At 66.3% G+C, this 15,779-nt stretch carries 19 protein-coding genes; 11 read left to right on the plus strand and 8 right to left on the minus strand.

The window, feature by feature from the left end:
* Positions 1-107 precede the first annotated feature (107 nt).
* Genes ureA through ureG form a run of 6 tightly spaced genes read left to right on the plus strand, consistent with a single transcriptional unit; the run spans position 108 to position 4,438 of the window.
* Positions 108-410 carry an urease subunit gamma gene (ureA, locus tag FAZ69_RS04685; RefSeq protein WP_136892772.1) on the plus strand — a complete coding sequence of 101 codons (303 nt, stop codon included), beginning with the start codon at positions 108-110 and terminating at the stop codon, positions 408-410.
* A gap of 13 nt (positions 411-423) precedes the next feature.
* Complete coding sequence (locus FAZ69_RS04690) at positions 424-729, plus strand: urease subunit beta (RefSeq protein ID WP_136892773.1); 306 nt, start codon at positions 424-426, stop codon at positions 727-729.
* Positions 730-751: 22 nt separating this feature from the next.
* Complete coding sequence (gene ureC, locus FAZ69_RS04695; RefSeq protein WP_136892774.1) at positions 752-2,458, plus strand: urease subunit alpha; 1,707 nt, start codon at positions 752-754, stop codon at positions 2,456-2,458.
* A gap of 24 nt (positions 2,459-2,482) precedes the next feature.
* On the plus strand, positions 2,483-3,103 hold the full coding sequence (gene ureE, locus FAZ69_RS04700; protein ID WP_136892775.1) for an urease accessory protein UreE: 621 nt from the start codon (positions 2,483-2,485) through the stop codon (positions 3,101-3,103).
* Positions 3,090-3,770: an urease accessory protein UreF gene (locus FAZ69_RS04705; protein ID WP_136892884.1), complete on the plus strand. Its 681-nt coding sequence runs from the start codon at positions 3,090-3,092 to the stop codon at positions 3,768-3,770. Before ureE ends, FAZ69_RS04705 begins: the two co-directional genes overlap by 14 nt.
* 14 nt (positions 3,771-3,784) lie before the next feature.
* On the plus strand, positions 3,785-4,438 hold the full coding sequence (gene ureG / locus FAZ69_RS04710) for an urease accessory protein UreG (RefSeq protein ID WP_136892776.1): 654 nt from the start codon (positions 3,785-3,787) through the stop codon (positions 4,436-4,438).
* A gap of 34 nt (positions 4,439-4,472) precedes the next feature.
* On the opposite strand, the gene FAZ69_RS04715 is transcribed toward ureG, so the two are convergent.
* A complete protein-coding gene (locus FAZ69_RS04715; RefSeq protein WP_136892777.1) occupies positions 4,473-4,742 on the minus strand; it encodes a Txe/YoeB family addiction module toxin in 270 nt (89 codons plus the stop codon).
* Positions 4,739-4,999: a type II toxin-antitoxin system Phd/YefM family antitoxin gene (locus FAZ69_RS04720; protein WP_136892778.1), complete on the minus strand. Its 261-nt coding sequence runs from the start codon at positions 4,997-4,999 to the stop codon at positions 4,739-4,741. The genes FAZ69_RS04715 and FAZ69_RS04720 overlap by 4 nt, the downstream gene beginning before the upstream one ends.
* Positions 5,000-5,211: 212 nt before the next feature.
* Here FAZ69_RS04720 and FAZ69_RS04725 point away from each other — a divergent pair, with 212 nt between their 5' ends.
* Positions 5,212-5,415: an SDR family oxidoreductase gene (locus FAZ69_RS04725; protein WP_136892779.1), complete on the plus strand. Its 204-nt coding sequence runs from the start codon at positions 5,212-5,214 to the stop codon at positions 5,413-5,415.
* An 8-nt stretch (positions 5,416-5,423) separates the two neighbouring features.
* On the opposite strand, the gene FAZ69_RS04730 is transcribed toward FAZ69_RS04725, so the two are convergent.
* The 5 genes from FAZ69_RS04730 to waaC form a co-directional block, all read right to left on the minus strand.
* The gene (locus FAZ69_RS04730; protein WP_136892780.1) at positions 5,424-5,852 is read right to left on the minus strand and encodes a HipA N-terminal domain-containing protein; all 429 of its coding nucleotides are present in this window, start codon (positions 5,850-5,852) and stop codon (positions 5,424-5,426) included.
* Complete coding sequence (locus tag FAZ69_RS04735; protein WP_169708556.1) at positions 5,849-6,139, minus strand: helix-turn-helix domain-containing protein; 291 nt, start codon at positions 6,137-6,139, stop codon at positions 5,849-5,851. Before FAZ69_RS04735 ends, FAZ69_RS04730 begins: the two co-directional genes overlap by 4 nt.
* A 164-nt stretch (positions 6,140-6,303) precedes the next feature.
* The gene (waaA, locus tag FAZ69_RS04740; protein ID WP_136892782.1) at positions 6,304-7,632 is read right to left on the minus strand and encodes a lipid IV(A) 3-deoxy-D-manno-octulosonic acid transferase; all 1,329 of its coding nucleotides are present in this window, start codon (positions 7,630-7,632) and stop codon (positions 6,304-6,306) included.
* Between the two features lie 85 nt (positions 7,633-7,717).
* On the minus strand, positions 7,718-8,602 hold the full coding sequence (kdoO, locus tag FAZ69_RS04745) for a Kdo hydroxylase KdoO (RefSeq protein ID WP_136892783.1): 885 nt from the start codon (positions 8,600-8,602) through the stop codon (positions 7,718-7,720).
* 33 nt (positions 8,603-8,635) lie between these two features.
* Entirely contained in the window at positions 8,636-9,637 is a 1,002-nt protein-coding gene (gene waaC / locus FAZ69_RS04750; RefSeq protein WP_136892784.1) for a lipopolysaccharide heptosyltransferase I, read from the minus strand.
* 342 nt (positions 9,638-9,979) lie between these two features.
* On the opposite strand from waaC, the gene FAZ69_RS04755 reads away from it, so the two are divergent.
* Entirely contained in the window at positions 9,980-10,741 is a 762-nt protein-coding gene (locus FAZ69_RS04755; protein WP_136892785.1) for a DUF2242 domain-containing protein, read from the plus strand.
* A 72-nt stretch (positions 10,742-10,813) separates the two neighbouring features.
* Here FAZ69_RS04755 and FAZ69_RS04760 read toward each other — a convergent pair whose 3' ends face one another.
* Positions 10,814-12,208 (minus strand): phosphomannomutase/phosphoglucomutase, encoded by a 1,395-nt coding sequence (locus FAZ69_RS04760; protein WP_136892786.1) that lies wholly within the window; start codon positions 12,206-12,208, stop codon positions 10,814-10,816.
* Positions 12,209-12,474: 266 nt separating this feature from the next.
* Between FAZ69_RS04760 and FAZ69_RS04765 the strand changes: the two genes are divergently transcribed.
* From FAZ69_RS04765 to FAZ69_RS04775, 3 genes are read left to right on the plus strand one after another with little or no spacing between them, the layout of a single operon-like run.
* A complete protein-coding gene (locus tag FAZ69_RS04765) occupies positions 12,475-13,731 on the plus strand; it encodes an oligosaccharide flippase family protein (protein ID WP_136892787.1) in 1,257 nt (418 codons plus the stop codon).
* Entirely contained in the window at positions 13,728-14,561 is an 834-nt protein-coding gene (locus FAZ69_RS04770) for a glycosyltransferase (RefSeq protein WP_136892788.1), read from the plus strand. Before FAZ69_RS04765 ends, FAZ69_RS04770 begins: the two co-directional genes overlap by 4 nt.
* 50 nt (positions 14,562-14,611) lie before the next feature.
* Complete coding sequence (locus FAZ69_RS04775) at positions 14,612-15,769, plus strand: glycosyltransferase family 4 protein (protein WP_169708557.1); 1,158 nt, start codon at positions 14,612-14,614, stop codon at positions 15,767-15,769.
* Positions 15,770-15,779 lie beyond the last annotated feature (10 nt).

The raw sequence follows: 15,779 nt of genomic DNA on the forward strand, positions 1-15,779 counted from the left end.
ATAAAGCACGGGAACGCAATTGCGACAGCGCGGTGCTACGATAGCCGCGCAACAAAAATATCGTTCTGTATCAATCATTTATTACATTTTCCCTGTCTCGTTCTTTCATGAAGCTGACACCCAGAGAGAAAGACAAGCTGCTGATCTTCACCGCCGCGCTGCTCGCCGAGCGCCGCCGTGCGCGCGGCCTGAAGCTCAACTATCCGGAGACGGTGGCCTTCATTTCGGCGGCGCTGATGGAAGCCGCGCGCGACGGCAAGACCGTCGCCGAAGTGATGCACTACGGCACGACGCTGCTCACGCGCGACGACGTGATGGAAGGCGTGCCCGAGATGATTCCCGACATCCAGGTCGAAGCGACGTTCCCCGACGGCACCAAGCTCGTCACCGTCCATCATCCGATTCCATGAAGGAGCACGCGCGATGATTCCCGGCGAAATCCTCACCGACGACGGCGAGCACGAGCTCAACGCAGGCCGCGCGACCGTCACGCTGACCGTCGCGAACACGGGCGACCGCCCCGTGCAGATCGGCTCGCACTACCACTTCTACGAAGTCAATGTGGCGCTTTCCTTCGATCGCGAGCAGGCACGCGGCTTCAGGCTGAACATCGCGGCAGGCACCGCGGTGCGCTTCGAGCCGGGCCAGGAACGCACCGTCGAGCTGGTGGCGCTGGCCGGCAGCCGCGCCGTCTACGGCTTCAACGGCAAGGTCATGGGACCGCTGTAACCCTTCTTCCGGACGTTCAAACATGACTCTACGCATCGGACGCCGCGCGTACGCGGAGATGTTCGGCCCCACGACCGGCGACCGCATCCGCCTCGCCGACACCGAGCTCCTGATCGAGATCGAGCGCGACTACACGACCTACGGCGAGGAGGTGAAGTTCGGCGGCGGCAAAGTGATCCGCGACGGCATGGGCCAGTCGCAGCTGACGGCGGCCGATGTCGCCGACACCGTCGTCACGAACGCCGTGATCCTCGATCACTGGGGCATCGTGAAGGCCGACATCGGCATCAAAAACGGCCGCATCTGGGCGATCGGCAAGGCGGGCAACCCCGACATCCAGCCTGGCGTGACGATTCCGATCGGCGCGTCGACCGAGGTGATCGCGGGCGAAGGGCTGATCGTGACGGCGGGCGGCATCGATACGCACATCCACTTCATCGCGCCGCAGCAGATCGAGGAAGCGCTCGCCTCGGGCGTGACGACGATGATCGGCGGCGGCACCGGCCCCGCGACCGGCACCAACGCGACGACCTGCACGCCGGGCCCGTGGCACATGGAGCGCATGCTGCAGGCAGCCGACGGCTGGCCGATCAACATCGGCTTTCTCGGCAAGGGCAACGTGAGCCTGCCGGAGCCCGCCACCGAGCAGATCGCGGCAGGTGCGATCGGCCTGAAGCTGCACGAGGACTGGGGCTCGACGCCGGCCGCGATCGACAATTGCTTGTCAGTCGCCGACGACACCGACACGCAGGTCGCGATCCACACCGATACGCTCAACGAAGCGGGCTTCGTCGAAGCGACGGTCGCCGCCTTCAAGGGCCGCACGATCCACACGTACCACACCGAAGGCGCGGGCGGCGGCCATGCGCCAGACATCATCAAGGTGTGCGGCGAGGCGAACGTGCTGCCGTCGTCGACGAATCCGACGCGCCCCTACACCGTCAACACGCTCGACGAGCACCTCGACATGCTGATGGTGTGCCATCACCTCGACCCGTCGATCGCCGAGGACCTGGCCTTCGCCGAATCGCGCATCCGCCGCGAGACGATCGCCGCCGAGGACATCCTGCACGACCTGGGCGCGTTGTCGATGCTGTCGTCGGACTCGCAGGCGATGGGACGCGTGGGCGAAGTGATCATCCGCACCTGGCAGACCGCGCACAAGATGAAGGTGCAGCGCGGCGCGCTGCAAGAAGACAGCGCGCGCCACGACAACTTCCGCGCGAAGCGCTATGTCGCGAAGTACACGATCAACCCGGCGCTCACGCACGGCATCGCGCACGAAGTGGGCTCGCTCGAACCCGGCAAGTGGGCCGACATCGTGTTCTGGGAGCCGGCGTTCTTCGGCATCAAGCCGACGCTGATCCTCAAGGGCGGCATGATCGCGCTCGCGCAGATGGGCGACCCGAACGCCTCGATCCCGACGCCGCAGCCCGTGCACTATCGCGAGATGTTCGCGACGCGCGGCGGGGCGCTCGCGCGCACCTCGCTCACCTTCGTCTCGCAGATGGCCGCCGACGCCGGCATCGCCGGGCGCTACGGCCTCGCCAAGCGCATCGTGCCGGTGCGCAACTGCCGCAAGGTAACGAAGGCCGACATGATCCACAACGCCTGGCAGCCGTCGATCAGCGTCGATCCGGAGACCTATCAGGTGATCGCCGACGGCCAGCTGCTCACCTGCGAGCCGGCCAAGGTGCTGCCGATGGCGCAGCGCTATTTCCTGTTCTGATGTTTTTGGTGTTTCTGTTCTGACATGCGCACGATCGATAAACGCATCACCCCCAACGTGAAGCTCGCAGCCACGCTCGTCGCGCGCGCGCCGACGCTCACGCTCGCGTTCGACGCGCGCTGCAAGAGCCGGCTCGCGGCCACGCTCGATAGCGGCGAGGAAGTCGCGCTCGTGCTGCCGCGCGGCACGGTGCTCGCCGACGGCGACGTGCTCGTGGCCGACGACGGCGGGCTCGTGCGCGTCGTCGCCGCGGCAGAAGACGTCCTGCTCGTGCGCGCGCCCGACCCGCTGACGTTGACGCGCGCCGCCTACCACCTCGGCAACCGGCACACGCGCGTCGAAATCGGCGCCGACTGCCTGAAGCTCGAAGCCGACCCCGTGCTCGCAGAGATGCTCCAACGCCTCGGCGCGAGCGTCGAAAAAGCGTCGCTGCCGTTCCAGCCGGAAACGGGCGCGTACGGTGGCGGCCACAAGCATGGCCACGACGAGACTTTCGCGGAAGACTACGCGCTCGCGCAGCAGGTGTTCGACGAGCATCACGGGCATGACCATGGGCACGACCACGGCCACGCGCATGACCACGACCCTAGCGATCACGGCGACTGCTGCGGCCACGATCACGCCCACGGCCATGCGCATCGCTGAGCTCACGGCGCTGCTGCACCTCGCCTCGCCGGCGCTGCCGATCGGGGCGTTCAGCTACTCGCAAGGCCTCGAAGCCGCAATCGAAGCGCAGTTGATCACCGACGCCGACAGCGCCCGCGACTGGATCGCAAGCGGCCTCGTCAACGTGCTCGCGCGCGGCGAGCTGCCGTTTCTCGCGCACCAGATCGAACGCTGGCGCACGCATGACGCCGCCGCGCTCGCAGAGGCCGACGCCGAGTTCCTCGCGAGCCGCGAGTCGTCCGAACTGCGGCGCGAGACCGAGCAGATGGGCTGGTCGCTCAAGCAGCTGTGCGCGTCGCTCGAATGGGGCGACGACGCGCGGCGCGCGACGCTGACCTCGCTGACGCCTATCGCGCAGCCAACGGCCTTCGCGTTCGCCGCCGTCGCTCACGAGGCGGCCACGGACGCCGCGCTCGCCGCCTACGCGTTCAGTTGGGTCGAGAACCAAGCCGCCTCCGCATTGAAAGCCGTGCCGCTCGGCCAGCTCGCCGGGCAGCGCATCATCGTCGCCTTGCGCGCCGCGATCGACAGCGCAGTCGCGCAAGCGCTGCAAACGCCGCCCGGACGAATCAACACCTTCGCGCCGCAGCTCGGCATCCTGTCGGCGCGCCACGAGTCGCAGTATTCGCGGCTCTTTCGCTCATAAGCTGTCCCACGATCATGAACGCACCTGCATCCACCGCCCATCGCCCATCCCGCACCAAGAAACTGCCGCCGCTTCGCGTGGGCGTCGGCGGCCCGGTCGGCTCCGGCAAGACGACGCTGCTCGAAATGCTCTGCAAGGCGATGCGCGACACCTACGACCTCGTCGCGATCACCAACGACATCTACACGAAGGAAGACCAGCGCCTCCTGACCGTGGCGGGCGCGCTGCCGGCCGAGCGCATCATGGGCGTGGAGACGGGCGGCTGCCCGCACACGGCGATCCGCGAGGACGCCTCGATCAACCTCGAAGCCGTCGACCGCATGCTCGCGCGCTTTCCCGACGCCGACATCGTCTTCATCGAATCGGGCGGCGACAACCTCGCGGCGACCTTCAGCCCGGAGCTGTCGGACCTGACGATCTACGTGATCGACGTGGCGGGCGGCGAGAAGATTCCGCGCAAGGGCGGACCGGGGATCACGAAGTCGGACCTGCTCGTCATCAACAAGACGGACCTCGCGCCGCTCGTGGGCGCGAACCTCGACGTGATGGCGTCGGACGCGAAGAGGATGCGCGGCGAGCGGCCGTTCGTGATGTGCAACCTGAAGGCGCTCGAGGGGTTGCAGGAGGTGATCGCGTTTATCGAGAAGAAGGGGTTGTTGAGGGTGTAGCGGAGCGCAATCGGACAGTACCAGCTGTACGCCGTCATGCTTGGTAGTGGTAGCGGCAAGCGATGATGCTTAGTTGATCGTCATCGGCCTCATATACAAGGCGATTGGTGTCGTCGATGCGGCGAGACCAGAAACCGGAAAAATTGGCCTTCAATGGCTCAGGCTTGCCGATGCCTTCGAACGGCGTACGTTGCGCTTCGCGAATGAGCTGGTTGATGCGCTTGAGGGTCTTGCGATCCTGCCCCTGCCAATAAACGTAGTCGTCCCATGCGTCGGGCGTGAAAAGCACCCTGCGCATGCTCATGCATCGTCCTCGGAAAGCTTGCGTTCCTTCGCCTTACCTTTGCGCAGTTGGGCAATCGAGCGTTCGAGATGCGCGACGTTGGCGGGCGAACGCAGCAGGTGAACCGTCTCCATGAGACTGTCGTAATACTCCTGCGACATGATGACCGCATTCGGCGCGTCGCGACGCGTGATCAAGGTCACGTCAGCATCGTCGACGACCTGATCGATCACGGACTTCAGATTGCTGCGGGCGTCCGTGAAGTGGATGGTTCGCATGGCACGATCTCACATGTACATTTAACTGTACAAGTATAGCAAATACACCACGTGCGGCACACGGCGCCCACACCTTGCTGCGGCCTACCCGAATCGCGTACACCAGTGTCGACACTTTTGTCGGCACCTGGCATCGTGCGCCTGCGCGGCTCGCCATGACGCACGAGAGAAAGCCGGTCTTGCCGCCAGACTCGATCAGCAAGGACTCGGACATGCAAGTCAGGGACATTTTCAGCGTGCGGGATCAGGTGGTCTGCATCAGCGGAGCCAGCCGTAGCCTCGGCAAGGGGCTCGCACGCATGTTTGCGGAACGCGAAGCGCGGTGCCGCGAGTTGATCGAAATGCACATTACCTGCCGAATGGAAGAGATCGCGCAGGTCGTCGACGCGGGAATGGTCAAGCTCTATTCGCGGTAGGACGCGGGTCAATACGAGGCGCTCAGCTCGGCGTTAAAACACGCGCCCGGTTCTCCTCCACCTTGCCCGCAATCAAATCGATCATCGGCAGGCTCGAAGACGAACGCGCCCATCGCCTTGTCGCCGATGAATGCGAGTCGATCGAGCGCCGACATTTGCTGAGGCGCGCGCCCCTGTTTGCGAAACAGGCGGTCCATCAGCAGCATGCCCCAGCCGTCGGGAAGCGCATCGCTCACGAGCCCCGGCAAGCGGAGCTGGTGGGCAGGAAATTCACCATGGGTGCGCGCGGCGAGCGGCAATTTGAGCGGCGACAGCTCGAGACCGCGTTGCAGCGCCTCGGCCGAATATTCGAACAGGAGATCCTGGCCGTCGTCGGCCAGTTGGCCCAGGGTGAAGCGCTCGCCCCACCCCGCGTACACGACGTTGATCTTCTTCACGGGCTCTTCCTCGACGCGCGCTCGCGCCCGGCGCTCGCCAGTTCCATGTCCTTGATCGTTTTCGGCTTCAGCTCGAAGAGCTGCGACAAGTCGGCAGCGAGACCCAGGGTGCTGGCGACGCGCAAAAAGGTGTCGAGCGTGCCGCGGCCCGTGCGCTCGAGATTGCGTAGCGCGCGCTCGGAGATGTCGGCCCGCGCCGCCAGCTCGCTTTGCTGGAAGTTCTGCGCAAGCCGGCACGCGCGCAGCCGCTGGCCGAGCTCGCTCGCGATTTCGTCGGGGGCTGCCAATTCAAACGGTAGCATTGTGCCGGTTAATGCCAAAAAAACACGATAACCGGCCTTATTGTGCCGGTTAACCTGGCATCAGCATATTTCCCGAATTAATCGGAAAATTTATGCCGGTTAAATGCCATGAAAGCATATAACCGGCACGGAATCGCTGTTAGCGAAATTCAGCGAAGCGGCGCACCATCCTCTCCGGCCTCCAGCAGCGCCGTCAGCACCTCGACCGTCCGCGCCGTCGCCCCGCGATGCCGCGCCGCAAACGCGGACGCCGCCGCCGCCATGGTCGTGCGCCGCGGCTTGTCGGCAAACAATTCGCCGAGCACCTTGGCGAGCTCGGCCGGATCCGTCACTTGCACGGCGGCGCCCGCCGCGACCGCATCCGCCGTCGCCTGCGAAAAGTTGAACACGTGCGGCCCGATCAGCACCGGCGTGCCCACTCCGCACGCCTCGATCAGGTTCTGCCCGCCGAGCGGCAGCAGGCTGCCGCCGATGAACGCGACGTCCGCCGCGGCGTAGTAGGCGCCCATCTCGCCCATCGAATCGCCGAGCAGCACCGTGACGCTCTCGGGCAGAGGCCGAGGCGTGGCCGATTGCCCGGCCGCCGCAGCCGCTGCGGCAGCCCATTGCGAGCGCCGCTCGCAGCGCAGCCCGCGCTTTTCCACCAGCGCCGCGACTTCGTCGAAGCGTTGTGGATGGCGTGGCACCAGAATCAGCAGCGCATCCTCGGTGGCGAGCGCCGCGAACGCGTCGAGCACCAGCGGCTCCTCGCCTTCGCGCGTGCTCGCGGCCACCCAGACCGGCCGCGCACCGATCGCCGCGCGCCACGCATGGCCGCGCGCCACGAGCTCGGGCGGCGTCGCGATGTCGAACTTCAGGTTGCCGAGCACGGCGAGGTTGCGTGCGCCGAGCGCGGTCAGCCGTTCGGCGTCCGACGGGCTTTGCGCCAGCACCCGGGTAAAACCGCCGAACACTTCGCGCGCCGCGCTGCCGAAGCGCGCCGCGCGCTTGTACGAGCGCGCCGACATCCGCGCATTCGTCAGCACGAGCGGCACGCCGGCGCGCCGGCATTCGTCGATCAGCGTCGGCCAGACTTCCGTCTCCATGACGAGGCCGAGCGACGGCCGCCACGCGCGCAGGAAGCGGCGCACGGCATGCGGCATGTCATACGGGAGGTAGCAGCGCAGCACGCGCTCGCCGAAGAGCTGCTCGCCGGTCGCGCGGCCGCTCGGCGTCATGTGCGTGAGGAGAATGCGAGCGCCGGGCCGCGCCGCCATCAACGCGGCGATGAGCGGCTGCGCTGCGCGCGTCTCGCCGACCGACACCGCATGCACCCAGATCAGCGGCGCCGCGTCTTCGGGCAGTCGGCCGCGCACATGGCCGAAGCGCTCGCCGACGTGTTCGCGGTAGCCGCGCTCGCGGCGGGAGCGGAGGTAGAGACGCAGGACCGCCAGCGGCGCGACAACCCACCAGAGCGCCCGATAGACGACTCTCAGCATGCGCCCCCCAGCCTACCAGGGAGCCGCGCACAGACCGGCGCACGCAACGGCGCGAACGAAGCTTGAGGCGACACTCGAGCCGCGCTCAAACCAGCGCCCGGCCCTGGAGCCGCTCGAGAATGCCGAGCGGCGCGCACTCGGGGTGCACCATCGCCTTCACCGGCAGGAAGAACGTTTGTTCCAGCATGAACTGGCCTGACATGACCGCGTGCGACGTCTGATCGGAGAAGCAGACCCACACGCTGCCCGGCGGAAACGGCATGGTCTCCTGCGGGCTCGCCTTCTGATACTCGAGATTGGCCTTCATGCCGTCGTGCAGATGAAGCATCAAATGGTCGTATTCGCTGCGCCGGGACTTGGTGATGTGCAGCAGATCGAGCAGCCACGCGGTGCCCGGCATCTGCGGCTTGATCTCCGGCAAGAAGCGCTTGGCCATGTCCTCGAACGGCTCGCCGACGCGCCACACGCGCGGCACGCCCTGCGGATTCACGTTCGTGAACACGCGCAGGATGCGCTCGCCGTAGTTGGGGCGCGACGGAAATGCGTCGACGTGCAAGCGGCTGTCGTCCTTGCGCCAGGACGTCTCGCGGGTCTCGACGCGATGCAGGCGCAGGCTCGTCGGCGCGACGCGGAGCTTGCCGCGATATTCGGGGAGAAGGCCGTCGACGAGCGAGCGCGCATTGGCCTGATAGCGCGCGACGAGCGCCCGCGCCGCCGATTGCGTGACCGCGTCGCCGAGCACGCCGTGGAGCGCGCCGCCGTTCGCTTCGAGACTGATGTTCTTGCGCTTCGGATCGGCGAGCGCCGGATCGAGGAGCGCCTGTTCGCCGCCGTCGACCGCAAAGCGCAGGTTCGGGAAATAGAGCACTTTGCCGTGCTCGAGCGCATCGCGCAGTTGCTCGCGCGGCACCGGCAGGTTCTGCGCCTGCCAATCGGCCGACTCGATCTCGACGATCTGGGATTCGTTCATGGTGATGGGCCCCTGGGATTGTCTGTTGTCTGCTCAGAGCAGGCCGAATCCGGCGAGCGCGGACTTCACATCCTGAAGGGCCGGCGGCCGCCCGGCCGTGCCAAGATTGACGACGTTCGGCGACCAATAGCCGCCGGTACGCCATGCAGTCGCGAAATTGTACAACTCGACGGTGGGCCGCTTCAGCGCCGCGGCGATATGCACCAGGCCGGTATCGACGCCCACGGTGGCCGCCGCCGAATCGATGAGCCCCACCACCGCCGGCAGCGACAAGCGCGGCGGCACGATCGCCGCGGCGCCGAATTCCTTCGCGAGACGCTCGCTCGTCGCGCGCTCGCCGTCGCTGCCCCAGGGCAGCACGAGCGACGCGCCGCGCCGCACGAGCGACTGGCCGAGCTCGATCCATGCGGCGTCCGGCCATTGCTTGTCGGCGCGCGAGGTCGCGTGGACGAACACCACGTAAGGCACCGGCAGGTTGAGGCCGAGCCCGTTGAGGGCGAGCGCCGCGCGCCGCGTGTCGAGGCCGAAATCGATGTCGTCGGTGGGCTGCGGCTTGGGGTCGCCGAGCGCCGCCGCGACCAGCTGGCGCGTGCGCTCGACGACGTGCGTGCGCGGCTCGATCGGCACGCGCTTGTCGTAGAAGAAGCGCACGGGCCATTCGTAGCCGGCGCCGTCGGTGCGGTTGCCGAGGCCGACGAGCGGCCCGCGCGCCCAGCTCGCGACCCACGCGGTCTTGATGAGCCCCTGGCAATCGATCACGAGATCGTAGTTCTCGGCCGCGAGCGCGTGCTTGAACGCGCCGATCTCGCGCCAGCTCTCGGGCGACGTGAGGCGCTTGCGCCAGCGCCGCAGCGAGAACGGAATCGCGCGGCGCACGCCGTCGACGAGTTCCACGAGCTCGGCGAAACTCTCCTCGACCAGCCAGTCGATCTGCGCGTCGGGGTGCCTGCGGCGAATGCCGGCGATGACCGGCATGTTGTGAACGACGTCGCCCAGCGACGACACTCTCACGATCAATATTTTCTGCGCGCTCAAAGGAAAAGCCGGCGAGCCGGTTCGAAGGGAGTTCTAAAGGGCAGCAATTCTACCTCGCCGCGCGGGCGCGCTTCCCGGTGCGCGGGCGGGTCCGGCCTGACACCGGGTTTCGATTCGGCTTCAAAAAGCTTTCAGCGATGGCACGCTTGGCGAATCGACAACACGGGAACTCGCGCATCGAGGGCCGGAACCCATGTGCGCTGCCGGGAGATTCGTTCGCCAAGCGCCGCGCGAGGCGGGTCAGGGTTTTTGTAAATCCTTGTTGCACAAGCGTTTAGTTTCTTCGGCGGTAACCGCACTACAATGCATGTCGTTTGCCGTTGAGCAGTCATTCCTCAGACCATGCCCACCCGATTTTCCAAAGCCCACGGCGCGCTCACGCTCGCCGCTCTGGCTGCATTCTCCACGTTGGCCGCTTGCTCCAGCGCTCCGCCGCCGCAGAAATACCAGCAGGAAATGTTCGACACCGGCGTGAGCCAGTACTCCCGCAACCTCAACGCCAGCGCCGGCGACGCCTGCGAGGCCGCGCGCCGCACCCTGCTGAACCAGGGCTACGTGACGACCGTGCCGCATCCCGACTCGATCGTCGGCACCAAGGACTTCCAGTCCGACGGCGACAAGCACGTCCAGGTCGAGTTCCATGTGGTCTGCGTGCCCGGCGAGGAAACGAGCGATACCAGCATCGTCTATGCGAACGCCGTGCAGAACGGCTTCGCGCTCAAGAAGAGCGATACCTCGGCGACCGTCGGCCTGAGCATCATCGGCTCGATCTCGATGCCGATCCGCTCGAACAGCGACGAAATGGTCAAGGTCTCGAGCGAGACGATTCAATCGGACAAGTTCTACGACCGCTTCTTCGAGTTCGTCGAGCGCTACTTGCCCAAGGTCGTCAAGAAGGCGGACCCGGTGCCGGCCGCGGCGATCACCAGCACGGCGATACCGGGAGCGGCGCCTGCCGCGCCCTCCGCGCCGGCCGCCTCATCGGCGCCGGCGAAGGCCTCGATCCCAGCGCTCGCCGACGACAGCAAAACGCCGGCGCTCATCCCCGCTGCGGCATCGGCGGCAAGCGCGACGCCCGCCGCCACCCCGCCCGCCTCACCTTGATGCGTGCGCCGGCTGCGGCGGACCGTTCGGCAGTGCCGCAGCCGCCGCCACGCCGGCAATCCGCCATTCAGGTCAGAACGGCAGCTTCGCGTCCGGCTTCGCCGCGAGAATCACGCGCCGGAAATCGTCCTGAATACGCTTGAGCGCCGCATCGCTATCGGCCTCGAAACGCATCACGACGACCGGCGTCGTATTCGACGAACGCGCGAGGCCGAAGCCGTCCGGATACTCGACGCGCAGGCCGTCGATCTTCACGACCTCGTCCGCGCCCGTGAACTGCGCCTCTTGCTGCAGGCGCGCGATCAGCGCGAAGTTCTCGCCCTCTTCGAGCTTCAGTTGCAATTCGGGCGTCGAGAGCGAATTCGGCAGGTCGTTCAGCAGCTTGCTCGGATCCTGCGCCCGCGCGAGGATCTCCAACAGACGCGCGCCCGTATAGAGGCCGTCGTCGAAGCCATACCAGCGGTCCTTGAAGAACACGTGGCCACTCATCTCGCCCGCGAGCGGCGCGCCCGTCTCGCGCAGCTTCGCCTTCACGAGCGAGTGGCCCGTCTTCCACATCAGCGGCTCGCCGCCCTGCTCGCGCACCCACGCCGCGAGATTGCGGGTGCACTTCACGTCATAGATGATCTGGCCGCCCGGGTTGCGTGACAGCACTTCCTGCGCGAACAGCATCAACTGGCGGTCGGGGTAGATGATCTGGCCGTCCTTGGTGACGACGCCGAGCCGGTCGCCGTCGCCGTCGAACGCGAAGCCGATCTCCGCGTCGGTTTCTTTCAAGGCACGGATGACGTCCTGCAGGTTCTCGGGGTGCGCCGGGTCCGGGTGGTGGTTCGGGAAGTTGCCGTCGATCTCGGTGAAGAGCTCGACGAGCTCGCAGCCAAGCGCCTTGAAAAGCCGCGGCGCGAGCCCGCCCGCCACGCCGTTGCCCGTATCGACGACGATCTTCAGCGGCCGCGCGAGCTTGATGTCGCTCGTGATGCGCTCGAGGTACTTGTCCGCGATGTCGTACTGCTCATAGCTGCCGCTGCCCTGCTCGAAATTGCCGTCGACGATGCGCTTGTAGAGCGCCTGAATCTGCTCGCCGTAGATCGCAGCGCCGCGCAGCACCATCTTGAAGCCGTTGTAGTCGGGCGGATTGTGGCTGCCCGTCACGACCATGCACGAATCGACCTTGCGCTCGCCGCCTTTGAGCGCGAGCGGCACGCTCGCCGCGAAGTAGCCGACCGGCGTCGGCACCATGCCGACGTCGACCGCGTCGACGCCCGCCGAGCGCAAGCCGTCGGACAAGGCCGCAATCAGCTCCGGCCCCGACAGGCGGCCGTCGCGCGCCACCACGACGGCGTCGCCGCCCTGCGCGCGGATTTCGCTGCCGAACGCGCGGCCGATTTGCCGCGCGACATCCGCATCGAGCGTCTTGCCGATGACGCCGCGAATGTCGTACGCCTTGAAGATGGATTGGGAAATCATGATTAGGCTCTCAGTTGCTTGCGAAAGGTGGGAAAGGAACGGGAACGGTGAAACACTCCCCCAGGCACGGGGACATACGCCTGGCGAGCGGCGCGCCGTTTGGGCTCGCCGTCACGGCCGGGCAGTAAGCCGCGCGATGTATCGGTGCCGGTTGCAAGCCGGTTCCAACTTATAATTGCGGTTTTTATCAATGCGTGCGACGCGCCCATTTTAATGCTTAGACGCCCTCCTGCCGCAACGCTGCCGCCGCAATTTCCATACCGCGCATGCTGAAGCGCTTCGCGAATCAGGACGTCGCGAAGGCCGTCGCGAACATCGTCTGGCTCGGGCTCGAGCGTCTCACGCAAATCGGCGTCGCCATCGCGATCAGCGGCATGCTCGCCCGCTACTTCGGTCCCGACGTGTTCGGCAAGTGGCAATACGCGAACACGCTCCTGCTGGTGCTCGCGCCCATTACCTGGGTCTGCGGCGCCGAAATCCTCGTGCCGACCATCGTCCACCGCCAAGCCAGCGAACTCGGCACCGTGCTCGGCAGCGCGTTTGCGCTGCGCCTTGCGGTGTCCGCCGCCGCCTTGCTGCTCACCTGGGCCGGCATCGCGGCCGGCGCGACCGATCCGCTCGTCGGCGCGATGCTCGCCGGGCTCGCCGTCACGATGCTGTTTCGCGAGCCGTTCGTCGGCGTCATCAACTCGTGGCTGCAGAGCATGACCTACAGCAAGCCGCAGCTGCTGACGAGCATGACGACGGCGCTCGTCAAGGCGGGCTTCGTCTTCCTGCTCGTGCGCGCCGCCGCCGCGCCCGCGCGCTTCTCGTGGCTGTGGGCCGCAGAATCGGCGGCCATCGGCATCGTGCTGATTCTCTATTACATGCATAAGAACGGCGGCAAGCTCGGCTGGCATGTGGAGCGCGCGCTGTTTCGCCACTTCGCGACCGCGGGCACGGTGTTCTGGGTCGGCTTGATCTGCATGTACCTGTTCCTGAAACTCGATCGCCTGATGCTCGAACGCGCGATTTCGTTCGCCGATCTCGGCCGCTACTCGGCCGCGCAGCAGATCAACGAAAACTGGATCGCGCTCGCGCTGATGCTCGCGCAGACCATCGCGCCAGCCTTCGTCTATCGCGTGCAGGACGTCGCGCAGCTGAGACGCAACATGTGGCGCCTCACGCTGATGGCCGCCGCGCTGATGACAGCCGGCGCGTTCGTGCTCGACCTGCTCGCGCACGTCATCATCACGCGCGTGTTCGGGCCCGACTACGAAGACGCAATCGGCATCTTCCGCTGGGCCGTGTGGCTCTCGGTGCCGGCCGGCATCGAAGCGATCGGCAATCTCGTCGTGCTCAAATACCAGGCGAAGTTCGTGCTGCTGTCGAAATGGCTGCTCGCGCTTGCCGTCGCGTTCGCCGTGAACCTGCTTGCGATTCCGCGCATGGGCTCGTACGGCGCGCTCGCCGGGCTCGCAGCCGGCTATCTCGCGGCGACATCGGTCAACCTCTACTACATCCGCTTCAGGCTGCGCCCATGACGACGCCCTTTCCTTCCACCGTCGTGAACGTCGTGCTCGACGACGTCGCCGTGCTGATACCCGCCTACAACGGACAGCAGGACGTCGAGCGCACGCTCGCGTCGTTCGTCGAGAGCGCGCCCGTGCACGTGCTGATCGTCGACGACGGCAGCACGCCGCCGATCGTCGCTCCAACGCTGCCGAACCTCGCAATCGAAGTGCTGCGCATGCCGGTCAACGGCGGCATCGAACGCGCGCTGCAAGCGGGCATCGACGCGCTCGCCGAACGCGGCTACCGCTACGCCGCGCGCATCGACGCGGGCGACCTCGCCGCGCCGGGGCGGCTCGCGAAACAGCGCGCGTACCTCGAAGCGCACCGCCAGGCGGCCGCCGTCGGCATGTGGACGCAAGTCGTGACGCGCGAAGGCAAGCCGCTCTTCATGCTGACGCCGGCCACCGAACCGCGCGCGATCAAGCGCACGCGCTTCTTCCGTGCGCCGTTCGTGCATCCGGCGATGATGCTGCGCGTCGACGCCGTGCGCGCGGTCGGCAACTATCGCGAGAAATACCGCGCGGCCGAAGACCTCGATCTGTTCCTGCGGCTGATGGAGCATTACGACTGCGCGAACCTGCCGGAGCTCGGCCTCTACTACGAGCTCAACGAAGGCGGCATCAGCGCGACGAAGCGGCGCCGCCAGGTGATGTCGACACTCGCGCTGCAGCTGCGCTACTTCAATCCGTTCAATCCGTTCGACTGGCTCGGCCTCGCCAAGAACCTGCTGCACTTCGTGACGCCATACACGCTGCTGCAGCGGATCAAGCGCTCGCTCTTCGCGCCGCGCACGGCTTGAACCGAGCGGCGGCCTGGTCACGCGCAGCCGCATCCCTTTCCACGAACCGCATGAAGCCCCGCATGAAGCCTGCCTCCAAGCCGCTCGCCATCAGTCTCGTCTGCAACACCGCCTGGGCGATCTATACCTACCGGCACGGCCTCATCAAGATGCTGACGAGTCAAGGCGCCGAGGTGACGGTGCTCGCGCCGCGCGACCGCACCTTCCCGCTGCTCGAGCAGATGGGCTGCCGCTGCATCGACCTGCCGGTCTCATCCAAAGGCACGAATCCGCGCCACGACCTGAGCACGCTCATCGCGCTCTACCGGCTCTACCGCGCGATCAAGCCGAACCTCGTCTTCCATTACACGATCAAGCCGAACATCTATGGCTCGATCGCCGCGAAACTCGCGGGCGTGCCCTCGGTCGCGGTGACGACCGGGCTCGGCTACGTCTTCATCCAGCAGAGCCGCGCGGCGCAAGTCGCCAAAAAGCTCTACCGCTTCGCGTTTCGCTTTCCACGCGAAGTCTGGTTCCTCAATCGCGACGATCAGGCCGCCTTTCTCGACGAGCGCCTGCTCGCGCATCCGGAGCGCGCGCGTCTCATGCATGGCGAAGGCGTCGACCTCGAGCACTTCGCGTACCAAACTCTGCCTGAAAAAAATTCAGAATTTATTTTTGTATTAATCGGACGCTTGCTTTGGGATAAGGGCGTCGGCGAATATGTCGAGGCCGCGCGGCGCCTGCGCGCGAAATATCCGCAGGCGCGCTTTCAGCTGCTCGGGCCGGTCGGCGTCGCGAATCCGAGTGCGATCTCGCAAGCCGAAGTCGACGCGTGGCAGCGCGAAGGCCTGATCGAGTATCTCGGCGAAGCGCACGACGTGCGCCCTCACATCGCGAATGCCGATTGCGTCGTGCTGCCGTCATATCGCGAAGGCGTGCCGCGCACGCTGATGGAGGCGTCGGCGATGGGCCGCCCGATCGTCGCGACTGACGTGCCGGGCTGCCGCGAAGTGGTCGCCGACGGCGTCACGGGCCTGCTCTGCGAAGCGCGCAGTGCGGACAGCCTCGCGGCCAAGCTCGCGCAGATGCTCGACATGAGCCACGACGCGCGGCGCGCGATGGGCGAGAACGGCCGCAAGAAAGTCGCGGCGGAATTCGACGAGGCAGCGGTCGTCGAACGCTACAAGGACACCCTGCGCACCTGGACTGGCGCATCACTCTTCTGACTTCTGACGG

Origin of the sequence: Trinickia terrae (assembly GCF_005144415.1) — a bacterium.
Lineage (GTDB): Bacteria > Pseudomonadota > Gammaproteobacteria > Burkholderiales > Burkholderiaceae > Trinickia_A > Trinickia_A terrae.

Bases quoted from the DNA above. Each gene is read 5' to 3' on its own strand.
- FAZ69_RS04705 (WP_136892884.1), top strand. From the start codon at position 3,090: ATGCGCATCGCTGAGCTCACGGCGCTGCTGCACCTCGCCTCGCCGGCG.
- FAZ69_RS04775 (WP_169708557.1), top strand. From the start codon at position 14,612: ATGAAGCCCCGCATGAAGCCTGCCTCCAAGCCGCTCGCCATCAGTCTC.
- FAZ69_RS04690 (WP_136892773.1), top strand. From the start codon at position 424: ATGATTCCCGGCGAAATCCTCACCGACGACGGCGAGCACGAGCTCAAC.
- kdoO (WP_136892783.1), bottom strand. From the start codon at position 8,602: ATGAACGAATCCCAGATCGTCGAGATCGAGTCGGCCGATTGGCAGGCG.
- FAZ69_RS04715 (WP_136892777.1), bottom strand. From the start codon at position 4,742: ATGAGCATGCGCAGGGTGCTTTTCACGCCCGACGCATGGGACGACTAC.
- ureG (WP_136892776.1), top strand. From the start codon at position 3,785: ATGAACGCACCTGCATCCACCGCCCATCGCCCATCCCGCACCAAGAAA.
- FAZ69_RS04760 (WP_136892786.1), bottom strand. From the start codon at position 12,208: ATGATTTCCCAATCCATCTTCAAGGCGTACGACATTCGCGGCGTCATC.
- FAZ69_RS04720 (WP_136892778.1), bottom strand. From the start codon at position 4,999: ATGCGAACCATCCACTTCACGGACGCCCGCAGCAATCTGAAGTCCGTG.
- FAZ69_RS04725 (WP_136892779.1), top strand. From the start codon at position 5,212: ATGCAAGTCAGGGACATTTTCAGCGTGCGGGATCAGGTGGTCTGCATC.
- ureC (WP_136892774.1), top strand. From the start codon at position 752: ATGACTCTACGCATCGGACGCCGCGCGTACGCGGAGATGTTCGGCCCC.
- waaA (WP_136892782.1), bottom strand. From the start codon at position 7,632: ATGCTGAGAGTCGTCTATCGGGCGCTCTGGTGGGTTGTCGCGCCGCTG.
- FAZ69_RS04755 (WP_136892785.1), top strand. From the start codon at position 9,980: ATGCCCACCCGATTTTCCAAAGCCCACGGCGCGCTCACGCTCGCCGCT.
- FAZ69_RS04770 (WP_136892788.1), top strand. From the start codon at position 13,728: ATGACGACGCCCTTTCCTTCCACCGTCGTGAACGTCGTGCTCGACGAC.
- ureA (WP_136892772.1), top strand. From the start codon at position 108: ATGAAGCTGACACCCAGAGAGAAAGACAAGCTGCTGATCTTCACCGCC.
- ureE (WP_136892775.1), top strand. From the start codon at position 2,483: ATGCGCACGATCGATAAACGCATCACCCCCAACGTGAAGCTCGCAGCC.
- FAZ69_RS04765 (WP_136892787.1), top strand. From the start codon at position 12,475: ATGCTGAAGCGCTTCGCGAATCAGGACGTCGCGAAGGCCGTCGCGAAC.